At 70.9% G+C, this 17,756-nt stretch carries 17 protein-coding genes; 5 read left to right on the forward strand and 12 right to left on the reverse strand.

The features are described from left to right. Positions 1–42: 42 nt before the first annotated feature. The 4 genes from AB4Y83_RS05600 to AB4Y83_RS05615 are packed head-to-tail and all read right to left on the reverse strand — an operon-like array spanning position 43 to position 3,107. A complete protein-coding gene (locus AB4Y83_RS05600; RefSeq protein WP_442273459.1) occupies positions 43–267 on the reverse strand; it encodes a hypothetical protein in 225 nt (74 codons plus the stop codon). Beyond that, positions 231–1,382: a DUF2332 domain-containing protein gene (locus AB4Y83_RS05605; protein ID WP_442296261.1), complete on the reverse strand. Its 1,152-nt coding sequence runs from the start codon at positions 1,380–1,382 to the stop codon at positions 231–233. The genes AB4Y83_RS05600 and AB4Y83_RS05605 overlap by 37 nt, the downstream gene beginning before the upstream one ends. After that, the gene (locus tag AB4Y83_RS05610; RefSeq protein ID WP_442296262.1) at positions 1,375–1,908 is read right to left on the reverse strand and encodes a mycothiol transferase; all 534 of its coding nucleotides are present in this window, start codon (positions 1,906–1,908) and stop codon (positions 1,375–1,377) included. Before AB4Y83_RS05610 ends, AB4Y83_RS05605 begins: the two co-directional genes overlap by 8 nt. Next, a complete protein-coding gene (locus AB4Y83_RS05615; protein WP_442273462.1) occupies positions 1,905–3,107 on the reverse strand; it encodes a methyltransferase domain-containing protein in 1,203 nt (400 codons plus the stop codon). Before AB4Y83_RS05615 ends, AB4Y83_RS05610 begins: the two co-directional genes overlap by 4 nt. A 283-nt stretch (positions 3,108–3,390) precedes the next feature. Here AB4Y83_RS05615 and helR point away from each other — a divergent pair, with 283 nt between their 5' ends. Beyond that, entirely contained in the window at positions 3,391–5,571 is a 2,181-nt protein-coding gene (gene helR / locus AB4Y83_RS05620; protein WP_442296263.1) for an RNA polymerase recycling motor ATPase HelR, read from the forward strand. Here the strand turns inward: helR and AB4Y83_RS05625 are convergent. Continuing rightward, positions 5,558–6,094, reverse strand: a complete 537-nt coding sequence (locus AB4Y83_RS05625; protein ID WP_442296264.1) for a MarR family winged helix-turn-helix transcriptional regulator — start codon at positions 6,092–6,094, stop codon at positions 5,558–5,560. The genes helR and AB4Y83_RS05625 overlap by 14 nt on opposite strands. Before the next feature lie 76 nt (positions 6,095–6,170). Between AB4Y83_RS05625 and AB4Y83_RS05630 the strand changes: the two genes are divergently transcribed. From AB4Y83_RS05630 to AB4Y83_RS05640, 3 genes are all read left to right on the forward strand, one after another. Further along, on the forward strand, positions 6,171–6,701 hold the full coding sequence (locus tag AB4Y83_RS05630; RefSeq protein ID WP_442296265.1) for a hypothetical protein: 531 nt from the start codon (positions 6,171–6,173) through the stop codon (positions 6,699–6,701). A gap of 218 nt (positions 6,702–6,919) precedes the next feature. Beyond that, positions 6,920–8,296, forward strand: coding sequence for an MFS transporter (locus AB4Y83_RS05635; RefSeq protein ID WP_442296266.1), 1,377 nt, complete (start codon positions 6,920–6,922; stop codon positions 8,294–8,296). 119 nt (positions 8,297–8,415) lie between these two features. Further along, positions 8,416–8,778, forward strand: a complete 363-nt coding sequence (locus AB4Y83_RS05640; RefSeq protein ID WP_028785601.1) for an RNA polymerase-binding protein RbpA — start codon at positions 8,416–8,418, stop codon at positions 8,776–8,778. A gap of 283 nt (positions 8,779–9,061) precedes the next feature. Here the strand turns inward: AB4Y83_RS05640 and AB4Y83_RS05645 are convergent, their stop codons facing one another. Genes AB4Y83_RS05645 through AB4Y83_RS05675 form a run of 7 tightly spaced genes read right to left on the reverse strand, consistent with a single transcriptional unit; the run spans position 9,062 to position 16,032 of the window. Continuing rightward, the gene (locus AB4Y83_RS05645; protein WP_442296267.1) at positions 9,062–9,577 is read right to left on the reverse strand and encodes an FxsA family protein; all 516 of its coding nucleotides are present in this window, start codon (positions 9,575–9,577) and stop codon (positions 9,062–9,064) included. A 53-nt stretch (positions 9,578–9,630) separates the two neighbouring features. Next, positions 9,631–10,422, reverse strand: a complete 792-nt coding sequence (locus AB4Y83_RS05650) for a polyprenol monophosphomannose synthase (RefSeq protein ID WP_442296268.1) — start codon at positions 10,420–10,422, stop codon at positions 9,631–9,633. Beyond that, positions 10,403–11,989: an apolipoprotein N-acyltransferase gene (gene lnt / locus AB4Y83_RS05655; RefSeq protein ID WP_442296269.1), complete on the reverse strand. Its 1,587-nt coding sequence runs from the start codon at positions 11,987–11,989 to the stop codon at positions 10,403–10,405. The genes AB4Y83_RS05650 and lnt overlap by 20 nt, the downstream gene beginning before the upstream one ends. Before the next feature lie 38 nt (positions 11,990–12,027). Continuing rightward, positions 12,028–12,504 carry a hotdog domain-containing protein gene (locus AB4Y83_RS05660; protein ID WP_442273470.1) on the reverse strand — a complete coding sequence of 159 codons (477 nt, stop codon included), beginning with the start codon at positions 12,502–12,504 and terminating at the stop codon, positions 12,028–12,030. Next, complete coding sequence (locus AB4Y83_RS05665; RefSeq protein WP_442273471.1) at positions 12,501–13,298, reverse strand: OAM dimerization domain-containing protein; 798 nt, start codon at positions 13,296–13,298, stop codon at positions 12,501–12,503. The genes AB4Y83_RS05660 and AB4Y83_RS05665 overlap by 4 nt, the downstream gene beginning before the upstream one ends. Continuing rightward, positions 13,295–14,908, reverse strand: coding sequence for a lysine 5,6-aminomutase subunit alpha (locus AB4Y83_RS05670; RefSeq protein ID WP_442296270.1), 1,614 nt, complete (start codon positions 14,906–14,908; stop codon positions 13,295–13,297). The genes AB4Y83_RS05665 and AB4Y83_RS05670 overlap by 4 nt, the downstream gene beginning before the upstream one ends. Further along, positions 14,905–16,032: an L-erythro-3,5-diaminohexanoate dehydrogenase gene (locus AB4Y83_RS05675; RefSeq protein WP_442296271.1), complete on the reverse strand. Its 1,128-nt coding sequence runs from the start codon at positions 16,030–16,032 to the stop codon at positions 14,905–14,907. Before AB4Y83_RS05675 ends, AB4Y83_RS05670 begins: the two co-directional genes overlap by 4 nt. A gap of 136 nt (positions 16,033–16,168) precedes the next feature. Here AB4Y83_RS05675 and AB4Y83_RS05680 point away from each other — a divergent pair, with 136 nt between their 5' ends. Then, positions 16,169–17,614 (forward strand): KamA family radical SAM protein, encoded by a 1,446-nt coding sequence (locus AB4Y83_RS05680; protein WP_442296272.1) that lies wholly within the window; start codon positions 16,169–16,171, stop codon positions 17,612–17,614. Positions 17,615–17,756 lie beyond the last annotated feature (142 nt).

Here is a 17,756-nt window from a genome sequence, read left to right on the forward strand (position 1 = left end):
ATCCGCCCATAATCGACATTATGCAATCCAGATGCACTCGGGTCACAAGGCCTTCGGGACGAGCAGGATCTTGACCGCCTCGACGCGCTTGCCCTGTCCCACCGTGCCCGCGGTGGCCCCGTCCCTGACCGACAGCTGCCATCCGACGTCCTGCACGTTCGCGCGGTACTCGACGTGACCGGCGCAGGGCAGGCGAGCCGTGGACATCCGCAGGGCCTCGAGAGGCAGGGTCAGCTGGGGGATGGTGGCAGCGAGGCGTCGATCCACGCGCCGTGCGGGTGGCAGGTCCCGAGGACCGTGGGAGGGAGCGCGTGTCCGTGGCGCCAGCGCTGCAAGCCGAGCACGGTGTTCCCTTCCAGGGCGACCTCCGGCTCGTCGAGGCCCGGAACGCACCCGCGCGGCTCGGCGGTGAGCCACGACAGGTGGGAGACGGTCCCGGCCAGCTCGTCGAGGACCGCGGCCAGGTCGCGACGACGCGGTGCGGGGAGGTAGGTCATCGCCCACGAGCTGAGGACCACGACGTGCGCGCCGCCGCCGGCGTCAGTGCGCGCCAGCGTCACCGCGTCCGTCAGTCGGTCGACCATGTCGCCACGGAGCACCGTGGGAGGGTCGGGGCGGAGCAGGTCGGCAGCGGCGCGGAAGCGCTCGATGCGGCCCGGGACCTCCGGCCAGAGGCACGCCTCGAGCCAGCGCACCTCGTCGACTGACGCGAGGTCGACGGGCTCGAGATCCACGCCGACGCGGCCACGCACGGCGGGCAGCGCAGCTCCGGCCGCCGTGAGCAGCGCCCCGACGCCGGAACGGTCCTCACCCGAGCACCGGACCGCAGAGCCGCCGTCGCCCAGGAGTGCCGACCCGGTGGGCGAGGACAGCTCGACGGCGTACTGGTCGACGCCGAGCAGCAGGCCGGCGCTCGCACCGAGCTCGACGATGGCGAGCGGGACGTCGCCGGAGTCGACTGTCGCCGCAGCGAGCCCTACGGCGACATACACGGCTCGGTTCACCTCGTTGGTCTGGGTGCCGTGCGTCGCAATGAGCCGGGTCAGCTCGTCGACGTGGTCGAGGACCGTCAGCCGTACGTCGGGCCACGGGTCGCCCGTCGCGACGCTCGCCGCCCCGGTGACACTCGGATACCACCGGGCCGCAGGCAGATCCGGGTTGCGCAGGACGAGGTGGTGCAGGGCGGCGAGCCAGAGAACGGGCCGAGCCTGCCCGGGCCTGGCCGCGAGCAGCAGCGACGCGGTCTCGTCGTCGTGGGCGACGTGTCGGCAGACGGTCGAGTAGAGCGGAAGAGCGGCATACTCCGTCGCGAACTCGCTGAAGCGCCGCTGGATCCTCGCCAGCCGAATGGGGTCCGGTGACGATCGCACCGGGTCAGGCACCGGTGGCACCGTCGACGCGCTCACGCACGAGGTCGGCGTGGCCGTTGTGCCGGGCGTACTCACCAATGAGGTGGAGGTAGACGAAGCGCAGCGAGAAGGGGTCGTCGCCGGACTCGACGACGTCGTCGAGGCTGCGTCCCGCGACGGCCCGGTCGGCCAGCACCCACTCGGCGAGCAGTGCCTCGTAGTCGGCTCTGGCGGTCGCGGGGTCGAGGTCGTCGAAGTCGAGGTCCCGACCGCTCCCGAAGCCGTGCAGGGACTCGACCTCTTCGCGCGCCACCCGCTGGCGCAACCAGACCCGCTCCACCTTGCGCAGGTGGCGCAGGAGTCCGAGCAGGCTGAGGGCCGAGGGGGCGACCGACCGCTCGGCCAGCTGCTCGCCCGTCAGCCCCGAGCACGTGGACAGCAGCGTCGAGCGGTGCCAGGCGAGCATCTCGGGCAACATCTGCGCCTCGGGCGCGACGAGGGAGCCACCCGGCCGCTCGACGTCCGGCGCCGTCCAGGGAGTCTCGGGTGCACCCGTCACGTCGACACACCTCCTGACGCGTAACCGACTGACTGAGAACCTGATTCACGCTCGAGCAGGACGATGACCTCATGGTGCGACGTCTGGGGGAACATGTCGAAGAGACGCGCCTCGCGAGCCCGGTAGGACGGCATGCGACCCAGGTCACGGGCCAGGCTGTCGACGTTGCAGCTCGAGTAGGTCACGTGCGTGGCGCCGGAGCCCTCGAGCCATCGGGCCAGGTCCGGGCCGATCCCGCGACGCGGCGGGTTGACGACGACCATCGTCCGGTCGGATCCCGGCAGGTCCCGGTCGAGCGCGTCGACGTCCGTGGCGTCGCCGGCACGGAACTCCAGCCGGCCGAGGTCAGGGTGTTCGGCGCGCAACCGGGACGCACTCGTCTCGGCACTGCGCACGGCCTCGGCCGACACCTCGACGCCGAGGACGTGGGAAGCGCCTGCTCGAGCGCAGTGCAGCGCGAATCCGCCCACGCCGCAGTAGAGGTCGAGGACCGTGGTGGGGTCGACGATGCGCGTCCACGCCTGCGCCTGGTGGTAGAGGCCGGCGGCGACGGTGGTGTTGGTCTGGAAGAAGCTGTTGGGGCGCAGGTGGAGGACCACGTCGCCGACGGGCATCGCGAGGTCATCGCTCTCGGTCAGGACGATCTCGGTGTCACCTTCGAGGACGGCCTTGTGCTCCGGCTGGAGGTTCACCGTGACGACCGACACCTCAGGCAGCCGGGCCCGGAGCGACGACAGGCGAGACTCGAGCAGGGCCAGGTGACGGCGGGACCGCAGGACGAGCCGGAGCATGACGTCCCCGGTGGGGGAGAGGGTGAGGATGAGGTGCTTCAGCTCGCCGCGGCGGGAGGCCACGTCGTACGGTTCCAGGCCGATCTCGTCGACGACGGACGCGAGCCGGGGGATGAGGCGCTGGAGCGGCGGCTCGTACAGGCCGCAGCCACGCAGGTCGACGCCGTTCGCGTCGGCGTCGAGGATCCCGACGGTCACCGCGCCGGTGACGCCACCGACGACGAGCTTGGCCTTGTTGCGGAAGGCCGACTCAGCGCTGGGGTAGGGGTCGAGCCAGGCGACGTCCGGGGCCACGTCGGCGAGGACGCGTCGGCAGCGCTCGTCCTTGTCGGCGAGCTGGACGGCATACGGCACACCCATGAGGGCACAGGAGCGGCAGCGGCCGGCGTCGAAGTAGTCGCACTGCATCACGAGCAAGGCTACGGCGCAGCAGCGTGGTCCAGGACCACGGATAGAGCGCGGTCTCCGGGGAGGGCCTTCTCCAGCCAAAGTGACATAATGTCGATTATCGGCGTTATGGGGGAAGTGACGAGAGGCGCATCACCCTGAGCCGACGCAGCAAAAAGGAAGGAAGCGTCGCGCGCTTCCTTCCACTTCCAACGTATAGCGCACCGGGGGTCTTGCGGCAAGACCCCCGTCGTCACCGAGAATCACTGGCCGACACCAGAAACCTCGGGACGGAGCCCACTGCGTGAACCCGCTGACGACCAGCGCCTTCGACCTTCGCGACCACCTGGCACCCAAGGCCGACCCGGCCCTCATCGCCCACGACGACCTCCACTTCGCCGCCATCGCCGAGACCCTCGACGCGACCATCGCCGAGCTGTCCGACCGTCTCGACGTCGCCCGTCGGGCACCGGCACGCACCGGCCAGGCCGCGCTCGACCGCGACCAGGAGGTCCACCGCCTCAGCGCCCGCCTGCGGACGCTGCGCCGCTACGGCATCGACCTCTGCCTCGGGCACATCGTCCCCGAGAACGATTCTCACCCCGTCTACATCGGCCGTCTCGGGCTCACGGACGCCGCCGGGCGCCGGCTGCTCCTGGACTGGCGCTCCCCTGCAGCCGAACCGTTCTTCGGCGCCACCCACGGCAACCCCATGGGTCTCGCGAGCCGCCGCCGCTACCGCTGGACCCGGGGACGCATCAGCGACTACTGGGACGAGGTGTTCACCACGGACGGTCTCGACGGACGCGTGGCCCTCGACGACGAGTCCGCCTTCATCGCCTCGCTCGGCGCGAGCCGCTCGCCGCGCATGCGGGACGTCCTGAGCACCATCGCGGCCGACCAGGACGCCATCATCCGCGCGGGCTCCCGAGGCGCGCACGTCGTCGACGGAGGCCCGGGCACGGGCAAGACGGTGGTCGCGCTCCACCGGACGGCATACCTGCTCTACTCCGACCCGCGCCTCGGCCACCGCCGGGGCGGCGTGCTCTTCGTCGGCCCGCACGAGCCCTATCTCGCCTACGTCTCCGATGTGCTGCCCAGTCTCGGCGAAGAAGGTGTGCAGACGTGCACGCTGCGCGACCTCGTTCCCGAGGGTGACGCGGCGGCCCCGGAGACCGACCCGGAGGTGGCCCGGCTCAAGGCGTCCATGGGCCTCGTCCGGGCCATCGAGCCGGCCGTGGCGCTCTACGAGGAGCCGCCGACCCGCGGCATGGAGGTCGTGACGCCGTGGGCGGACGTGTGGCTCTCCCCCGCCGACTGGGCCGAGGCCTGCACCGCCGCTCTCGGCACGCCGCACAACGAGGCCCGCGACGACGTGTGGGAGGCGTTGCTGACGATCCTCGTCGAGCGGCACGACCTCGAGGACCGGATCGACGACGACGGCGCCGACGTCGAGCTCGAGGCCACCCCCGTCATGGTGCGCCGCTCGCTCGAGCAGAACCGGGAGCTGCGCACACGGTTCGACCGGACGTGGCCGCTCCTCGATGCCGCGGACCTCGTCGGCGACCTCTGGACCGTCCCCGCCTACCTGCGTCGGTGCGCCCCGACCCTGACGGTCGAGCAGGTGCGCCGGCTGCAGCGAGCAAAGCCGGACGCGTGGACGGTGTCGGACCTTCCCCTGCTCGACGCGGCCCGGATGCGGCTCRGCGACCCGGAGGTCTCGAGACGCCGACGACAGCGTGAGGCGGCCCTCGCGGCGGAGCGCGCCGAACGCGCCGCGGTCGTCGAGCACCTCATCGCCTCGGACGACTCCGACATGCACGTCATGTCGATGCTGCGAGGTGACGACCTCCGCAGCGCCCTCGACGACGACGGCGGGCCGACCGTCGACCCCGACCTGCTGGCCGGCCCGTTCGCCCACGTCGTCGTGGACGAGGCCCAGGAGCTGACCGACGCGGAATGGCAGATGCTCCTGTCCCGCTGCCCGTCGCGGAGTCTCACCATCGTCGGCGACCGCGCCCAGGCCCGGCACGGGTTCACGGAGACGTGGCAGGAGCGACTGAGTCGCGTGGGTCTCGACCGGGTCACCCTGTCGTCACTGACCATCAACTACCGCACTCCGGAAGAGGTCATGCTCGAGGCCGAGCCCGTCATCCGTGCCGCGCTCCCCGACGCGAACGTGCCCACCTCGATCCGCGAGAGCGGCGTGCCCGTTCAGCACGGCCCGGCCGCCGACCTCGAGGCGGTGCTCGCGACGTGGCTCGACGCGCACCCCGACGGAACGGCCTGCGTCATCGGCGCCCCCGGCCTCGAGGAGCGGGCTCGGGTGCGGTCGCTCAGTCCGACGCTGACGAAAGGCCTCGAGTTCGACCTCGTCGTACTGGTCGATCCGGACTCCTTCGGTGACGGCATCGAAGGTGCCGTCGACCGCTACGTCGCCATGACACGCGCCACCCAGCAGCTCGTCGTCCTCACTCAGGGGTGACCTCGCCCCGGAAGGCCCGGCCGCCCGGCTCGAGCACGGCGAGCCACGCGCGCAGCAGCTCCTCCAAACCGGCGCGCTGCCGAGGTTCGAGACCGGCCAGCAGGGACTCGTCGCCGGCCATGACGTCCGCGAAGATGCCATCGAGCCGGGCGAGTCCCTCCGGGGCGAGCTGCACGTGCACGGTGCGCCGGTCCGGCTCCTCCCGGACGCGCTCGACGAAGCCGAGCACCTCCATGGCCTGGACGCGCTGCGTCGTCGCCCCGGCCGTGACGCGGCAGCGCCGGGACAGCTCGCCCGCGGTGAGCCGGTACGGCGCGCCACTGCGTCTCAACGTCGCGAGGACGTCGAGGTGGCTCTGCTCGAGGCCGTGGGTGGCCAGCACGTGGGCCCGGTGGTCCATGACGATCGCGGCGAGCCGCACGACCGGCGTGATGATCCCGATCGACGACACGTCCACGTCGGGCCTCTCCCGCTGCCAGGCCTGGATGATCCGCCCGACCTGGTCACCCGACCCGCTTCCCATCCCAATACTTTAGGGCTAAACGAGAGGCCCCGCTCCGATCGACGGTGGGACGATTCCGTGAGGGAAAGGAAGCCGCATGGACCTCTCCACGTTCTATGCCGTCGTCTCGGCCACGTGCTTCACGCTCGTCGGGCTCTGGTGGTCCGCCCTGGACCGCCGGCGTGAGCTGCTCGCCGATGAGGAGACCCGTCGGCTCGTGGGCGGGGTCTACCTCACCTTCCTGCTTCCCGGCCTCATGGGCCTCTTCGCGCAGGTCGCACCCACCCAGCCCTGGCTCTGGCGCTCCACCTTCGGGCTCGTCTCCCTCGTCGGTGCCTGGTCGACCCTGCGGCTCGTCCGCGCCGACCGCGGCCCCCTCGGGTCGGACGGCTCGGGACTCCGGGGCCCCTTCCGGCGGCACCGCTGGGTGGTCGCCATGCTCTACGCCGTCATCGTCCTGGTCGCCGCTGCGCCCGAGCTGGGCGGTGCGGTCGGTCTCAGTGGGCTACAGACGGCCGCCCTCGCCGTCGTCTGCCTCGTCGTGCTCGCCCACGGTCTGGCGTGGGAGCTGCTGACGACGACACCCGACGTCCAGCAGCGCCCCCTCCCCTCCCCTGCCACCGACTGAGCAGGGGAGGTGGAGGGAGCCAGGGGCTCAGGTGGGCGTCAGGGCCGTGTCGTCGATGACGAAAGGACGTCTGTGCCAGCGCGTGACGACCTCCTGACGCCCGCGACGTCGACCGCTGAGAGGGCGTATGCCGTCCGCTGACCCCGGGCGCCCGACGCTGCGGCGTGTTTCGGCCTCTCCCCCTGCCCCTGCGCTGCCCCGTGTGGGACAGTCCTCGCATGTCGAACGCCGTCGTCAACGCCGCGCGACCGGAGACCCGGGAGCAGCGGGCCTGGTACTGGTACGACTGGGCCAACTCGGCCTACGTCACGACCACGGCGACGGTGCTCATGAGCCCGTACCTCACGTCCGTCGCGGAGCAGGCGGCCTGCCCCGGGCTGCCGGACGGCCAGGACTGCACGACGAACCTCTCGGTGCTCGGCATCCCGGTGGCGCCGGGCTCGCTGTGGTTCTTCACCGTGACCTTCACGACGATCCTGTCGGCGATCATCCTCATCTTCATCGGCGCCATCGCCGACCGCAGTCCCCGACCGACCCGGCTCTTTGCCGGCTTCGCGTGGGCGGGCGCCCTGGCGGCGAGCCTCATGTTCTTCGTCGCTGGCACGAACTGGCAGCTGGGCGCCGTCCTCGTCGTCGTGGCCGGCATCTGCCTCGGGTCCTCGCTCGTGATCTACGACTCGATCCTGTGCCGGATCGCCAACGAGAACGAACGCGACCGGGTCTCTTCGAAGGGCTGGGCGTTCGGCTACCTCGGCGGCGGCATCCTGCTCGCGCTCAACTTCGCCCTCGACTTCTTCCACGAGGACCTCGGGCTCGACCGAGCCCTGTCCACACGCATCAGCATCCTGTCCGCGGGTCTCTGGTGGGCTGGCTTCACGATCATCCCGTACCTAGGACTGCGCCACCTGACCGGCACGGTCGAGACCCCCGTCGAGCGCTCGGCCGGCATCGTCCGCGGCAGCATCGCGCAGCTGCGCAGCACCTTCCGCGACCTCGCCAACTACCCGCAGACGAAGCTGTTCCTCGTCGCATACCTCTTCTTCAACGACGGCATCCAGACGGTCATCGGCAGCTCGAGCGTCTACGGCTCCAAGGAGCTCGGCTTCTCCGAGACGACCGTGCTCGGCGTGTTCCTCTTCGTGCAGTTCGTCGCGTTCGCCGGCGCGCGGCTCTTCGGCCGGGTGGCCGCCTCGATCGGGGCGTGGCGCACGATCCTCTACGGGATCGGACTCTGGACGGTCGTCGTCGTCTTCGCCTTCCTCCTGCCGTCGAAGTCGCTCGTCATCTTCCTCGCGCTCGCCCTGCTCATCGGCCTCGTGCTCGGCGGCACGCAGGCCCTGTCGCGGTCGCTGTACAGCCAGCTCATCCCCCGCGGCCGCGAGGCGGAGTACTTCAGCCTCTACCAGGCCATGGAGCGCGGCACGAGCTGGTTCGGGACGCTCATCTTCGGCCTCGTCTACCAGTTCACCCTCAGCTACCGCTGGGCGATCATCGCGCTCATCGTCTTCTTCGCGATCGGCGGCGTGCTCCTGTCGAAGGTGCGGATGCGTGAGGGCATCGTGCAGGCCGGCAACCCGGTTCCCGCCGTCATCTGAGAAACGCCTACACTTCGCCGCCCGCCGGGGAACAAGTCAACCGTTCCGCTCGTTCAAGCGTCTGTGAGGGTAAGACACCAGCGAGGTGTCACAAGGGCATAAGTCTTGGAGGGGTCCACATGGCCGATCGAGCACTACGCGGTTCCAACCTCGGCGCGAGGAGCATGGAGTCCGACGAGAACGTCGTCCCGAGTGAGCGTCAGCTCACCGTCTACGTCTGCGCCGACGGTCACCGCACCGAGCTCCCGTTCTCGATCGAGGCCGACGTGCCTCCCACGTGGGAGTGCCGTTGCGGACTCGACGCGAAGCTGCAGGGCGGCGGACCCGAGCCGGAGGCCAAGCCGGTCAAGCACCAGCGCACGCACTGGGACATGCTCCTCGAGCGTCGTTCCATCCCCGAGCTGGAGGAGCTCCTCGAGGAGCGCCTGACGCTCCTGCGTGAGTCGCGGGGCGAGAAGCCGCGACGCCGCAAGACCGCCTGACCTCCCCAGAGCGCACCACCGAGAAGCCCGCCCCGTTCGTGGAGGCGGGCTTCTCGCATACCCGCACGCTCTGAGCCCGGCCACCACGATCGTGGAGGCGGGCTTCTCGCATACCCGCACGCTCTGAGCCCGGCCACCACGATCGTGGAGGCGGGCTTTTCGCATGCCCGCAGGCTCTGAACCCGACCCCACGATGCCGTCGTCCCGGCTCTAGGTGATCGCGACAGCGAGGTGCGTGCCGTCACCACCTCGAACCCGGGACGCAGAGGGACGAGCGCGGGGCTCAGTCCTCGTCGTCGATGATCTCGCCCTCGACGACCTCGTCACTCGTCGACGAGCGCTGCGGGCCATGGGGTGTCTGCTCCTGCTCCCAAACGGGCGTCGCGGGCTGTCCGGCCACCGTGGGCCCGGCGAAGCGCTCGGTCTGGGCGAGCAGGCGGCGTGAGATGACGGCAGCGAGCATGCTGCGCGCGACGGGCCGCGTGAACGGGAGCACGAGGACGAGGCCGAGCACGTCGGTGACGAAACCCGGCAGGACGAGCAGGCTGCCGCCGACGAGCACGACGACGCCGTCAGCGATCTCGCGGGCCGGCATCCGGCCACTGCGCACGGCCTGCTCGAGCGCGCGCCAGGCCCGGCCGCCCTCGCGACGGATCAGCCACGCCCCGAGGAGCGAGGTCGCGACGAGCAGCAGGAACGTCGGCCAGCCGCCGATGGCCTGGCCGACGGCGACGATGACGACGATCTCGATGACCGGCAGGAGCAGCAGCGCGACGACCGCCAGACGCGTCAGGCGCACTCGTCTGGCCCGTGACGGACCGCGAGACGAGCCAGTGGGACCGGTGGGGCCGCTCACGACTGGTCCCCGACGGGCTCGCGCCCACGCACCCGGCCGGCGACGGAGCGCAGCTGGCCCACGCGGTGCTCGATGCCCCACCTCGTGACGCTGGTCAGCGCCTCACGCACGATGTCCTGGCCCATCTTCGACACGCCGACCTCGCGCTCGACGAACGTGATCGGCACCTCGACGACGGTGAGCCCGGCGCGCACGGCACGCAGCGTCAGGTCGATCTGGAAGCAGTAGCCCTGAGACTCGACGCCCTGAAGCCCCATGGTCCGCAGCGCGCTCGCGCGGTAGACGCGGTAGCCCGCTGTCGCGTCGTTGACCGTCATCCCGAGCAGCACCTTGGTGTAGAGGTTCGCACCGACCGAGAGCACCTTGCGGCGAGCCGGCCAGTTGCGCACCTCGCCGCCCTTGACCCACCGTGCGCCGATGACGAGGTCTGCCTCGCCGAGCGCGGCCAACAGCGACGGGAGTTGCTCGGGGAGGTGCGAGCCGTCGGCGTCCATCTCGACGGCGGCGTCGTAGCCGCGCTCGAGGACGATGGCGAAGCCGGCGAGGTAGGCCTTGCCGAGGCCCTCCTTGGCGGAGCGGTGCACGACGTGGACCTGCGGGTCCGAGGACGCGAGGTCGTCGGCGACCTGTCCGGTGCCGTCGGGAGATCCGTCGTCGAGCACGAAGACGTCGGCGGCGGGCACGTTCGCGCGCACCCGCGCGACGATGCCGGGCAGGTTGTCCCGCTCGTTGTACGTCGGGATGAGCACGGCCACTCGGGTCACCGGCTCACGCTGCGTCGTCGTCATCCTCTTCCTTCGTTGTCTCCGGCGCTGCCGGGCGGCCGCTGCGAAGACCCAGGGCGAGCATCGTCAGCAGTGCGGCGGCGGCGACCCACTCGGGGGCCTCCCCCACCCGGGTCGCCAGCGTCGTGGCGTCCCGCAAGGGTAGTGCTCCTCTGACCACCGCCTGTGTGAACAACGACGTCACCTGGTGGGCGGTTCCGTCGGGCGTGATCAGGGCGCTCTGGCCGACCGTCGACACGTGCACGACGGAGCGGCCGAACTCCATGGCTCGCAGTCGGCTGATGGCCAGCTGCTGGGGCGACTCGGCGGTGTAGCCGAAGGTCGCGTTGTTCGTCTGGACCACGAGGACGTTGGCGCCGGTCTGCACGGCGTCGCGCATGATGTCGTCGTAGGCCACCTCGAAGCAGATGGCGAGGCCGGCCCGGATCTGCTGGCCCGAGGCCGTCGTGACGCGGAAGACGCCGGGCGCGGGGCCCTGGACGAAGTCGCGCGTGACGAGGTCGACCTCCGCGCTGAAGTTCCGCCAGAAGGACCGGTTCGGGATGTACTCGGCGAACGGCACCGGGTGGCGCTTGACGTAGCGGTCGGTGTTGCCCTTTCCGGGCTCGAAGAGCAGGGCCACGTTGGAGACGAACCCGACGGGCTCCTCGAGCAGGCCCCCGACGATGAGGGGTCGCTTCAGCGCGTCGACGGTCTCGAGGATGAGGTCCTTGGCGTCGGCGTTGCGCAGCGGGTCGATGTCCGAGGCGTTCTCGGGCCAGACGACGAGGTCCGGGGCCGGAGCGTGCCCGGCGTCGACGTCGTCCTGGGCCTTGAGCGTCGCCGCGACGTGGTTGTCGAGGACCTGGCGGCGCTCGGCGTTGAAGTCGAGACCGGGCCGCGCCACGTTGCCCTGGACGCCGAGGAACTGGGCCGTCGGGCCGTCGGTCGGCAACGGGACGGCCAGCCCCACGAGGCCGAGCACGAGCGCTCCCACGGCGGGCAGGGCGAGGCGACGGGACGGCATACGCGATCGCGGCGGGGTGGTGGCGCCGCTCCCCCGGCGCTCGGCAACCGCCGACAGCGCGTGCTGGGCGGCGAGCGCGAGCAGGCCACCGCTGAGCGCGATGACGAAGCCGACGAACGGCGCGCCACCGAGTGCCACGAGGCGACCGAACGGCGAGTCGGCCTGTCCGAAGGCCAGCTTGAGCCAGGGAAAGCCACCGTAGGGGGCGCGGGCCCGGAAGCCCTCGGCCACGACCCACACGAGCGCGAACGCCAACGGGCGGACACTCCCCCGGCGGCTCAGCCAGCCGTAGAGGCCGCCGGCCACGCCGACGAAGAGGGCCTGCAGCGTCGCGAGGGCGAGCCACGGCAGCGCGCCGACGTAGATGCCCGACCAGCTGAGCGTCGGCACGAAGAAGACGAGCCCTCCGGCGAGACCGAGCAGGAAGCCTCGACGGCCCCCGGAGCCGGCCCAGGCCCACGCCCACAGCGCGAGGGCCACCGGTGCGGCCACCCAGACGTCGTAGGTCGGGAACGCGAGGCAGAGCAGTCCGCCGCCGAGCAGGGACAGGAGGAGACGCCGCACGGGGTTCACCGTATGCCGTGCGGCCGGGACGTCAGCGCTCAGGGCACGACGACGACGCCACGAGCGGTCGTGGCGACGATCGGCGGGTCGAGCATCTCGGCCGCCGACTCCCCGCGCTCCTGGTTGCCACGCCCGACGACGCGCACCTCGAAGTCCATCTCCCGGGAGCGGGTGCCGACGCGGACGATCTCGGCCGAGATCTCGATGACGTCGCCGGCCGTGATCCGCGAACGGAACTGGACGTCGCTGTACGAGGCGAAGAGGCCCTCGTCACCGTCGGTGACGATGCACATCTCGGTGGCCACGTCGCCGAAGGCCGCCATCGAGTAGGCGCCGTCGACGAGGTTGCCGGCGTAGTGGGCGTGACCGTAGGGCACGTAACGGCGGTGCGTGATGCGCAGCCCGACCTTCGCACGGGTCAGCTTCGCCGGAGTGGCCGAGGCCGTGGCCGGCGTCGTGGGCGCGGTGGCCGAGAGGGGCTCGGGCGCCGTGGGGTCGGTGGTGGTCTCGCTCATGGCTTCTTTCCCTTCCGGAGGCTGATCTCGTGGACCAGGTAGCTGGCGACCTCGCCCGGGGTCGTGCCCCGGCCGAAGATCCGGTCGACGCCCAGGGCCTTTTCGGAGCCGTCCTCGAAGCGCGGTCCGCCGGCGATGAGGATCGGCACCTGCCCGGCCGGGTAGGCCTCGCGGAAGGCCGCGGACATCTGGGTCGTGTTGTGGATGTGGGCGTCCTTCTGGGTGACGACCTGGCTGACGAGGACGGCGTCGGCCTTCTCGGCGCGGGCCCGGGCCACGAGCTCGGGCACGAGCACCTGGGCGCCGAGGTTGACGACCTTGATCTCGCGGTAGTACTCGAGGCCCTTCTCGCCCGCGAAGCCCTTGATGTTGAGGATCGCGTCGATGCCGACGGTGTGGGCGTCGGTGCCGATGCAGGCACCGACGACGACGAGCTTGCGGCGCAGCTGCTTCTTGATCGTCAGGTTGGCGTCCTTGGCGGACAGCAGGGGGTACTCGCGCTCGACGACGTGGACGTCGTCGAGGTTGACGAGGTGCGTCGAGCTGCCGTAGACGACGAAGAAGGTGAAGTCGGGACCCATCGCCTTCGCGTGCACGAGCAGCGCCGGGTCGAGGCCCATCTTCCGGGCGAGCTGGAGCGCGGCGCCCTCGGCCTTCTTGTCGTGCGGCAGCGGCAGGGTGAACGACATCTGCACCATGCCGTCGCCGGTCGTGTCGCCGTAGGGCCGGATGATGTTTCCCTGCGGGGCCGAGGACGTGGCTGCCTGCTCGGGCTGCTGCTTCGCGGCGCTCATCGGCCGGTCTCCTTCGCCGGAGGGGTCCATGCGTCGAGGGCCGTGGTCGCCGGGTTGTCGTAGTCGTCGGCGCGCTCGCTGACCCCGTCGAGACCCTTGCCCCCCGTCGCCGGTCGCTTCATGAGTCCGAAGGTGCCGTCGGCGATGGCCGCGAGGAGCGGCGCGTCGCCGGCGGCGTCGGTGTCGGTGACGATGCGGTCGAGCAGGTCGACGGCCTCGGAGAGCACCTGGCGCGCGCGGGTCTGGATGTAGCCGTCGCGCGGCGGGTGGAAGTCCTCGGTCAGTCCGCTCGCGGCGTTCATGACGTAGCGGACGTTCTGCAGCGCGAGGTCGCGGTCGGAGAGGAACGGCGTCACGACGGCCTCGGTCATCATGCCGACGAGCAGGATGCCCTGACCGGTCATGGCCCCGACGAGGTTGAAGAAGCCGTCGAGCAGGTAGCCGCGGAAGACATCGCCCGTCATGTGCTTCGTCGGCGGCATCYACTTCAGCGGCGCGTCCGGGAAGAGCTGTCGGGCGAGCATCGCGTGGGCGAGCTCCATCCGGAAGCTGTCGGGGATCTCGGGGTTGATCTCGAAGGCGTGGCCCAGGCCCAGCTGCCAGTCCTCGAGGCCGGCCTCCTTGGCGAAGCGCTCGTTGAGCAGCTGGCTCACCGTGACCGTGTGGGCGGCCTCGACCGCGTCGGCGGTCGTGAGGTAGTTGTCCTCGCCCGTGTTGATGATGATCCCGGCACGGGCGTGGACCTGCCGCGAGAAGCGCTGGTCGACGAAGGTGCGGATCGGGTTGATGTCGCGGAAGAGGATGCCGTACATCGAGTCGTTGAGCATCATGTCGAGACGCTCCATGCCGGCGAGGGCCGCGATCTCGGGCATGCACAGGCCCGAGGCGTAGTTCGTCAGCCGGACGTAGCGACCGAGCTCCTTGCTCACGTCGTCGAGCGCCGCGCGCATGAGGCGGAAGTTCTCCTGCGTCGCGTACGTCCCGGCGAAACCTTCGCGGGTCGCGCCTTCAGGCACGTAGTCGAGGAGCGACTGACCGGTCGAGCGGATGACGGCGATGATGTCGGCGCCCTCACGCGCGGCCGCCTGGGCCTGCGGGATGTCCTCGTAGATGTCGCCGGTCGCGACGATGAGGTAGATCCACGGCTTGGTCCTCGGGTCGCCGTGACGCTTGATGAGACGGTCACGCGTGGCGCGCGAGCGGTCGATGGTGCGCAGACCCACACCGACCCCCTTGGCGGCGGCGCTGCGGGCCGCCGTGGCCTCGCGCCCCGAGGGCAGGCGGAAGGAGACGTTGCCGCTCGCCGCCTTCTGGGCGAGCCTGGTCAGGTCGGGCGCCTCGCCGCGGAGCAGGGCGTCGTAGACCGGGGTCGTGACGCCGTGTTCGAGGCCGACCTCGTCGCGGACCGCCGTCACGAGGTGGTTGACCCACGGCACGCGCTCGTGGTCCGCGCCGGCCAGACCGGCCAGGCGCAGGGTCGCGCGCTCCACTGACACCGTGGTGTGGCTGCGCGCGATCTTCACGACGGGGGCGGCTGCCTTGCGGGCGAGCGAGCGGGCCCGGCGCACGACGGCCGGGTCGAGCTCGAGCATGGCGTTGGGGCGGGTCATGCGTCAGATCCTKCCTTCTCGGTGGCGAGGCGGCCCTCGAAGAGCGCCCGCACGGCCGGGACGTCCCGGAGGAGGCGCAGCGCCGTCTCGGCGTGGCCGGGGACGTAGCCGTTGCCGACGAGCATCCGCACGTCGGCGGCGAGGCCCTCGGCCCCGAGGGCGGCCGCGGCGAAGTTCGTGGCCATGCTGAAGAAGATGATGGTGCCGCCCTGCGCGGTCGCGAGGATCGCGGGCTGCTCGCAGCCGGGCACGTCGACGCAGACCACGGTGACGTCGGCCGGTCCCCCGGCGGACTCGACGGCTGCCGCCAGGCCGAGCGGCGACCGCGCGTCGGCGAGGACGACGGCGTCGGCGAGGCCGCTCCCCTCGAGAACCGTGCGCTCGCGCTCGACCGGGACGACGCCGATGGTCCGACCGGCGCCGGCGGCGCGAGCGGCCGCCAGCGAGAGCGAGCCGGACTTGCCGGCCCCGCCGAGGACCGCCACCGTCGGCGCGACGCCGCGGGCGGCATACTCCCCCACGACGCGCTCGACGAGCGCCGGCGCGCCGCACACGTCCATGACCATGAGCGCCAGGTGCGGGTCGAGGTCGGTGGGCAGGGTGGCCGCGATGCTGCGGCCGAAGAGGATCGCGTGGCCTTCGGCCGGCACCTGCTCGGAGAGGCCGTCCCAGCGGGCCAGGCCGTCGGTGATGGCGAGCGGGGTCAGGGACAGCGAAACGAGGGTCGCGACGCGGTCGCCGACCGCGAGACCGAGCGTGCTGTCCGGTCCGACCTCCTCGACCGTGCCGATGAGCATCCCGCCCGAGCCGGTCACGGGGTTCTGCATCTTGCCGCGCGTCGCGACGATGTCGAGGACCTCGGCGCGCACGGCTCCCCCGTCGACGGTGCCGTCGGTGCCGTGCTTCTCGGCGAGCTGCCGGTAGGACGCCGCGTCGAGGTTGAGCGTCTCGACCGCGATCCGGACCTCGTCGGGCCACAGCTTCGGGCTGGCGTCGAGTCGCCGCGCCGCCTGCGGGAGGGTGATGGCGTCGCCGGTGGGCTCGAGCACACGGTGCAGGCCGACGGGCGACGACACGCGGGCGGCGTCCGTGCGATCCGGGGCGGCCGACGTCGGGTCTGACACGTTCACAAATCCTTCTGTATGTACGGACGGAAACCGGAGATCTTGCGTCAGCATAGGGGCACGTCGGCGGTATCTTCACAATTTCGTGAGCTGGACGTGTTTGAGCGAGACCGTCCCTGCCGTTACTGTTCTCCGCATGAGCAAGGTTGAGCAGCCCTACGCGTACCGGCGACGCGAGCTCGTCGAGCCCGACTGGACGCGTTTCCCGGGCTGGGCGAGCATCACCCAGGCCGACTGGGACAGCGCACAGTGGCAGCGGGTCAACTGTGTCAGGAACATCAAGCAGTTGCGAGCCCTCATGGGTGACCTGCTCGACGACCGCTTCTACGACGACCTCGCCAAGGACCAGAGCGAGCGGGCGACGATGTCGATGCTCGTCCCGCCGCAGATGCTCAACACGATGGTCCCGTCGACGGACTCGCCGATGCCGTCGGCCGGGCACGACTTCACCGAGGCCTTCTACGCCGACCCGATCCGCAACTACATGCTGCCGGTCTTCTCCGACCGCCGCACCGACTGGCCGTCACACCCGCACGCGTCGCGCGACTCGCTGCACGAGCACGACATGTGGGTCGCCGAGGGGCTGACGCACCGCTACCCCACCAAGGTGCTCGCCGAGCTGCTGCCCACCTGCCCGCAGTACTGCGGCCACTGCACCCGCATGGACCTCGTCGGCAACTCGACGCCGCAGGTCGCCAAGCTGAAGTTCGACCTCAAGCCGGTCGACCGCTACGCCGCGATGCTCGACTACCTCCGCACGTCGCCCGTCGTGCGTGACRTCGTCGTCTCCGGTGGCGACGTCGCCAACATGCCGTGGAAGAACCTCGAGGCGTTCATCGACCAGCTCCTCGACATCGAGAACATCCGCGACATCCGACTCGCGACGAAGGCCCTCATGGGGCTGCCGCAGCACTGGTTCGCCGAGGACGTCGTCGAGGGCGTGGCCCGCGTCTCGGCCAAGGCCCGCTCGCGCGGCGTCTCGCTCGCGATCCACACGCACGTCAACAACGCCCAGTCGCTGACCCCGTCCGTCGCCCGCGCCTCGAAGGCCATGCTCGACGCCGGCGTCCGCGACGTGCGCAATCAGGGTGTGCTGATGCGCGGCGTCAACGACACCACCGAGCAGCTGCTCGACCTGTGCTTCGGGCTCGCCGACGGCGCCCAGATCACGCCGTACTACTTCTACATGTGCGACATGATCCCCTTCGCCGAGCACTGGCGGCTCTCGCTCGCCGAGGCCCAGCACCTCCAGCACTCGATGATGGGCTACCTCCCCGGCTTCTCGACCCCGCGCATCGTCTGTGACGTGCCCTTCGTCGGCAAGCGCTGGGTGCACCAGGTCGAGGAGTACGACACCGAGCGCGGCATCTCCTACTGGCGCAAGAACTACCGCACGTCGATCGAGGGCGACGACACCGAGGCGATGTCGCGCGAGTACGTCTACTACGACCCGATCTACACGCTGCCCGAGGCCGGCCAGCAGTGGTGGCACCAGTCGGTCGACCACGAGTCGGTTCTCGCCGAGGCGACCGAGCAGGCTGCGACGAGCCGCGCCGCCGCCGAGTCGCAGCTGCTCGTCTGACACCGCGCACGAGCACGTATGCCGTGTGGCCCGGGACCGTCACGGTCCCGGGCCACACGTCGTCCCGGGACCGGACCGAGAACTGCGTTGTCACCCTGACCCGTCGCCACCTAGCGTGGCTCGCGTCCACGTGCATCGACCG

This window comes from Terrabacter sp. RAF57, assembly GCF_052113925.1.
GTDB lineage: Bacteria > Actinomycetota > Actinomycetes > Actinomycetales > Dermatophilaceae > Terrabacter.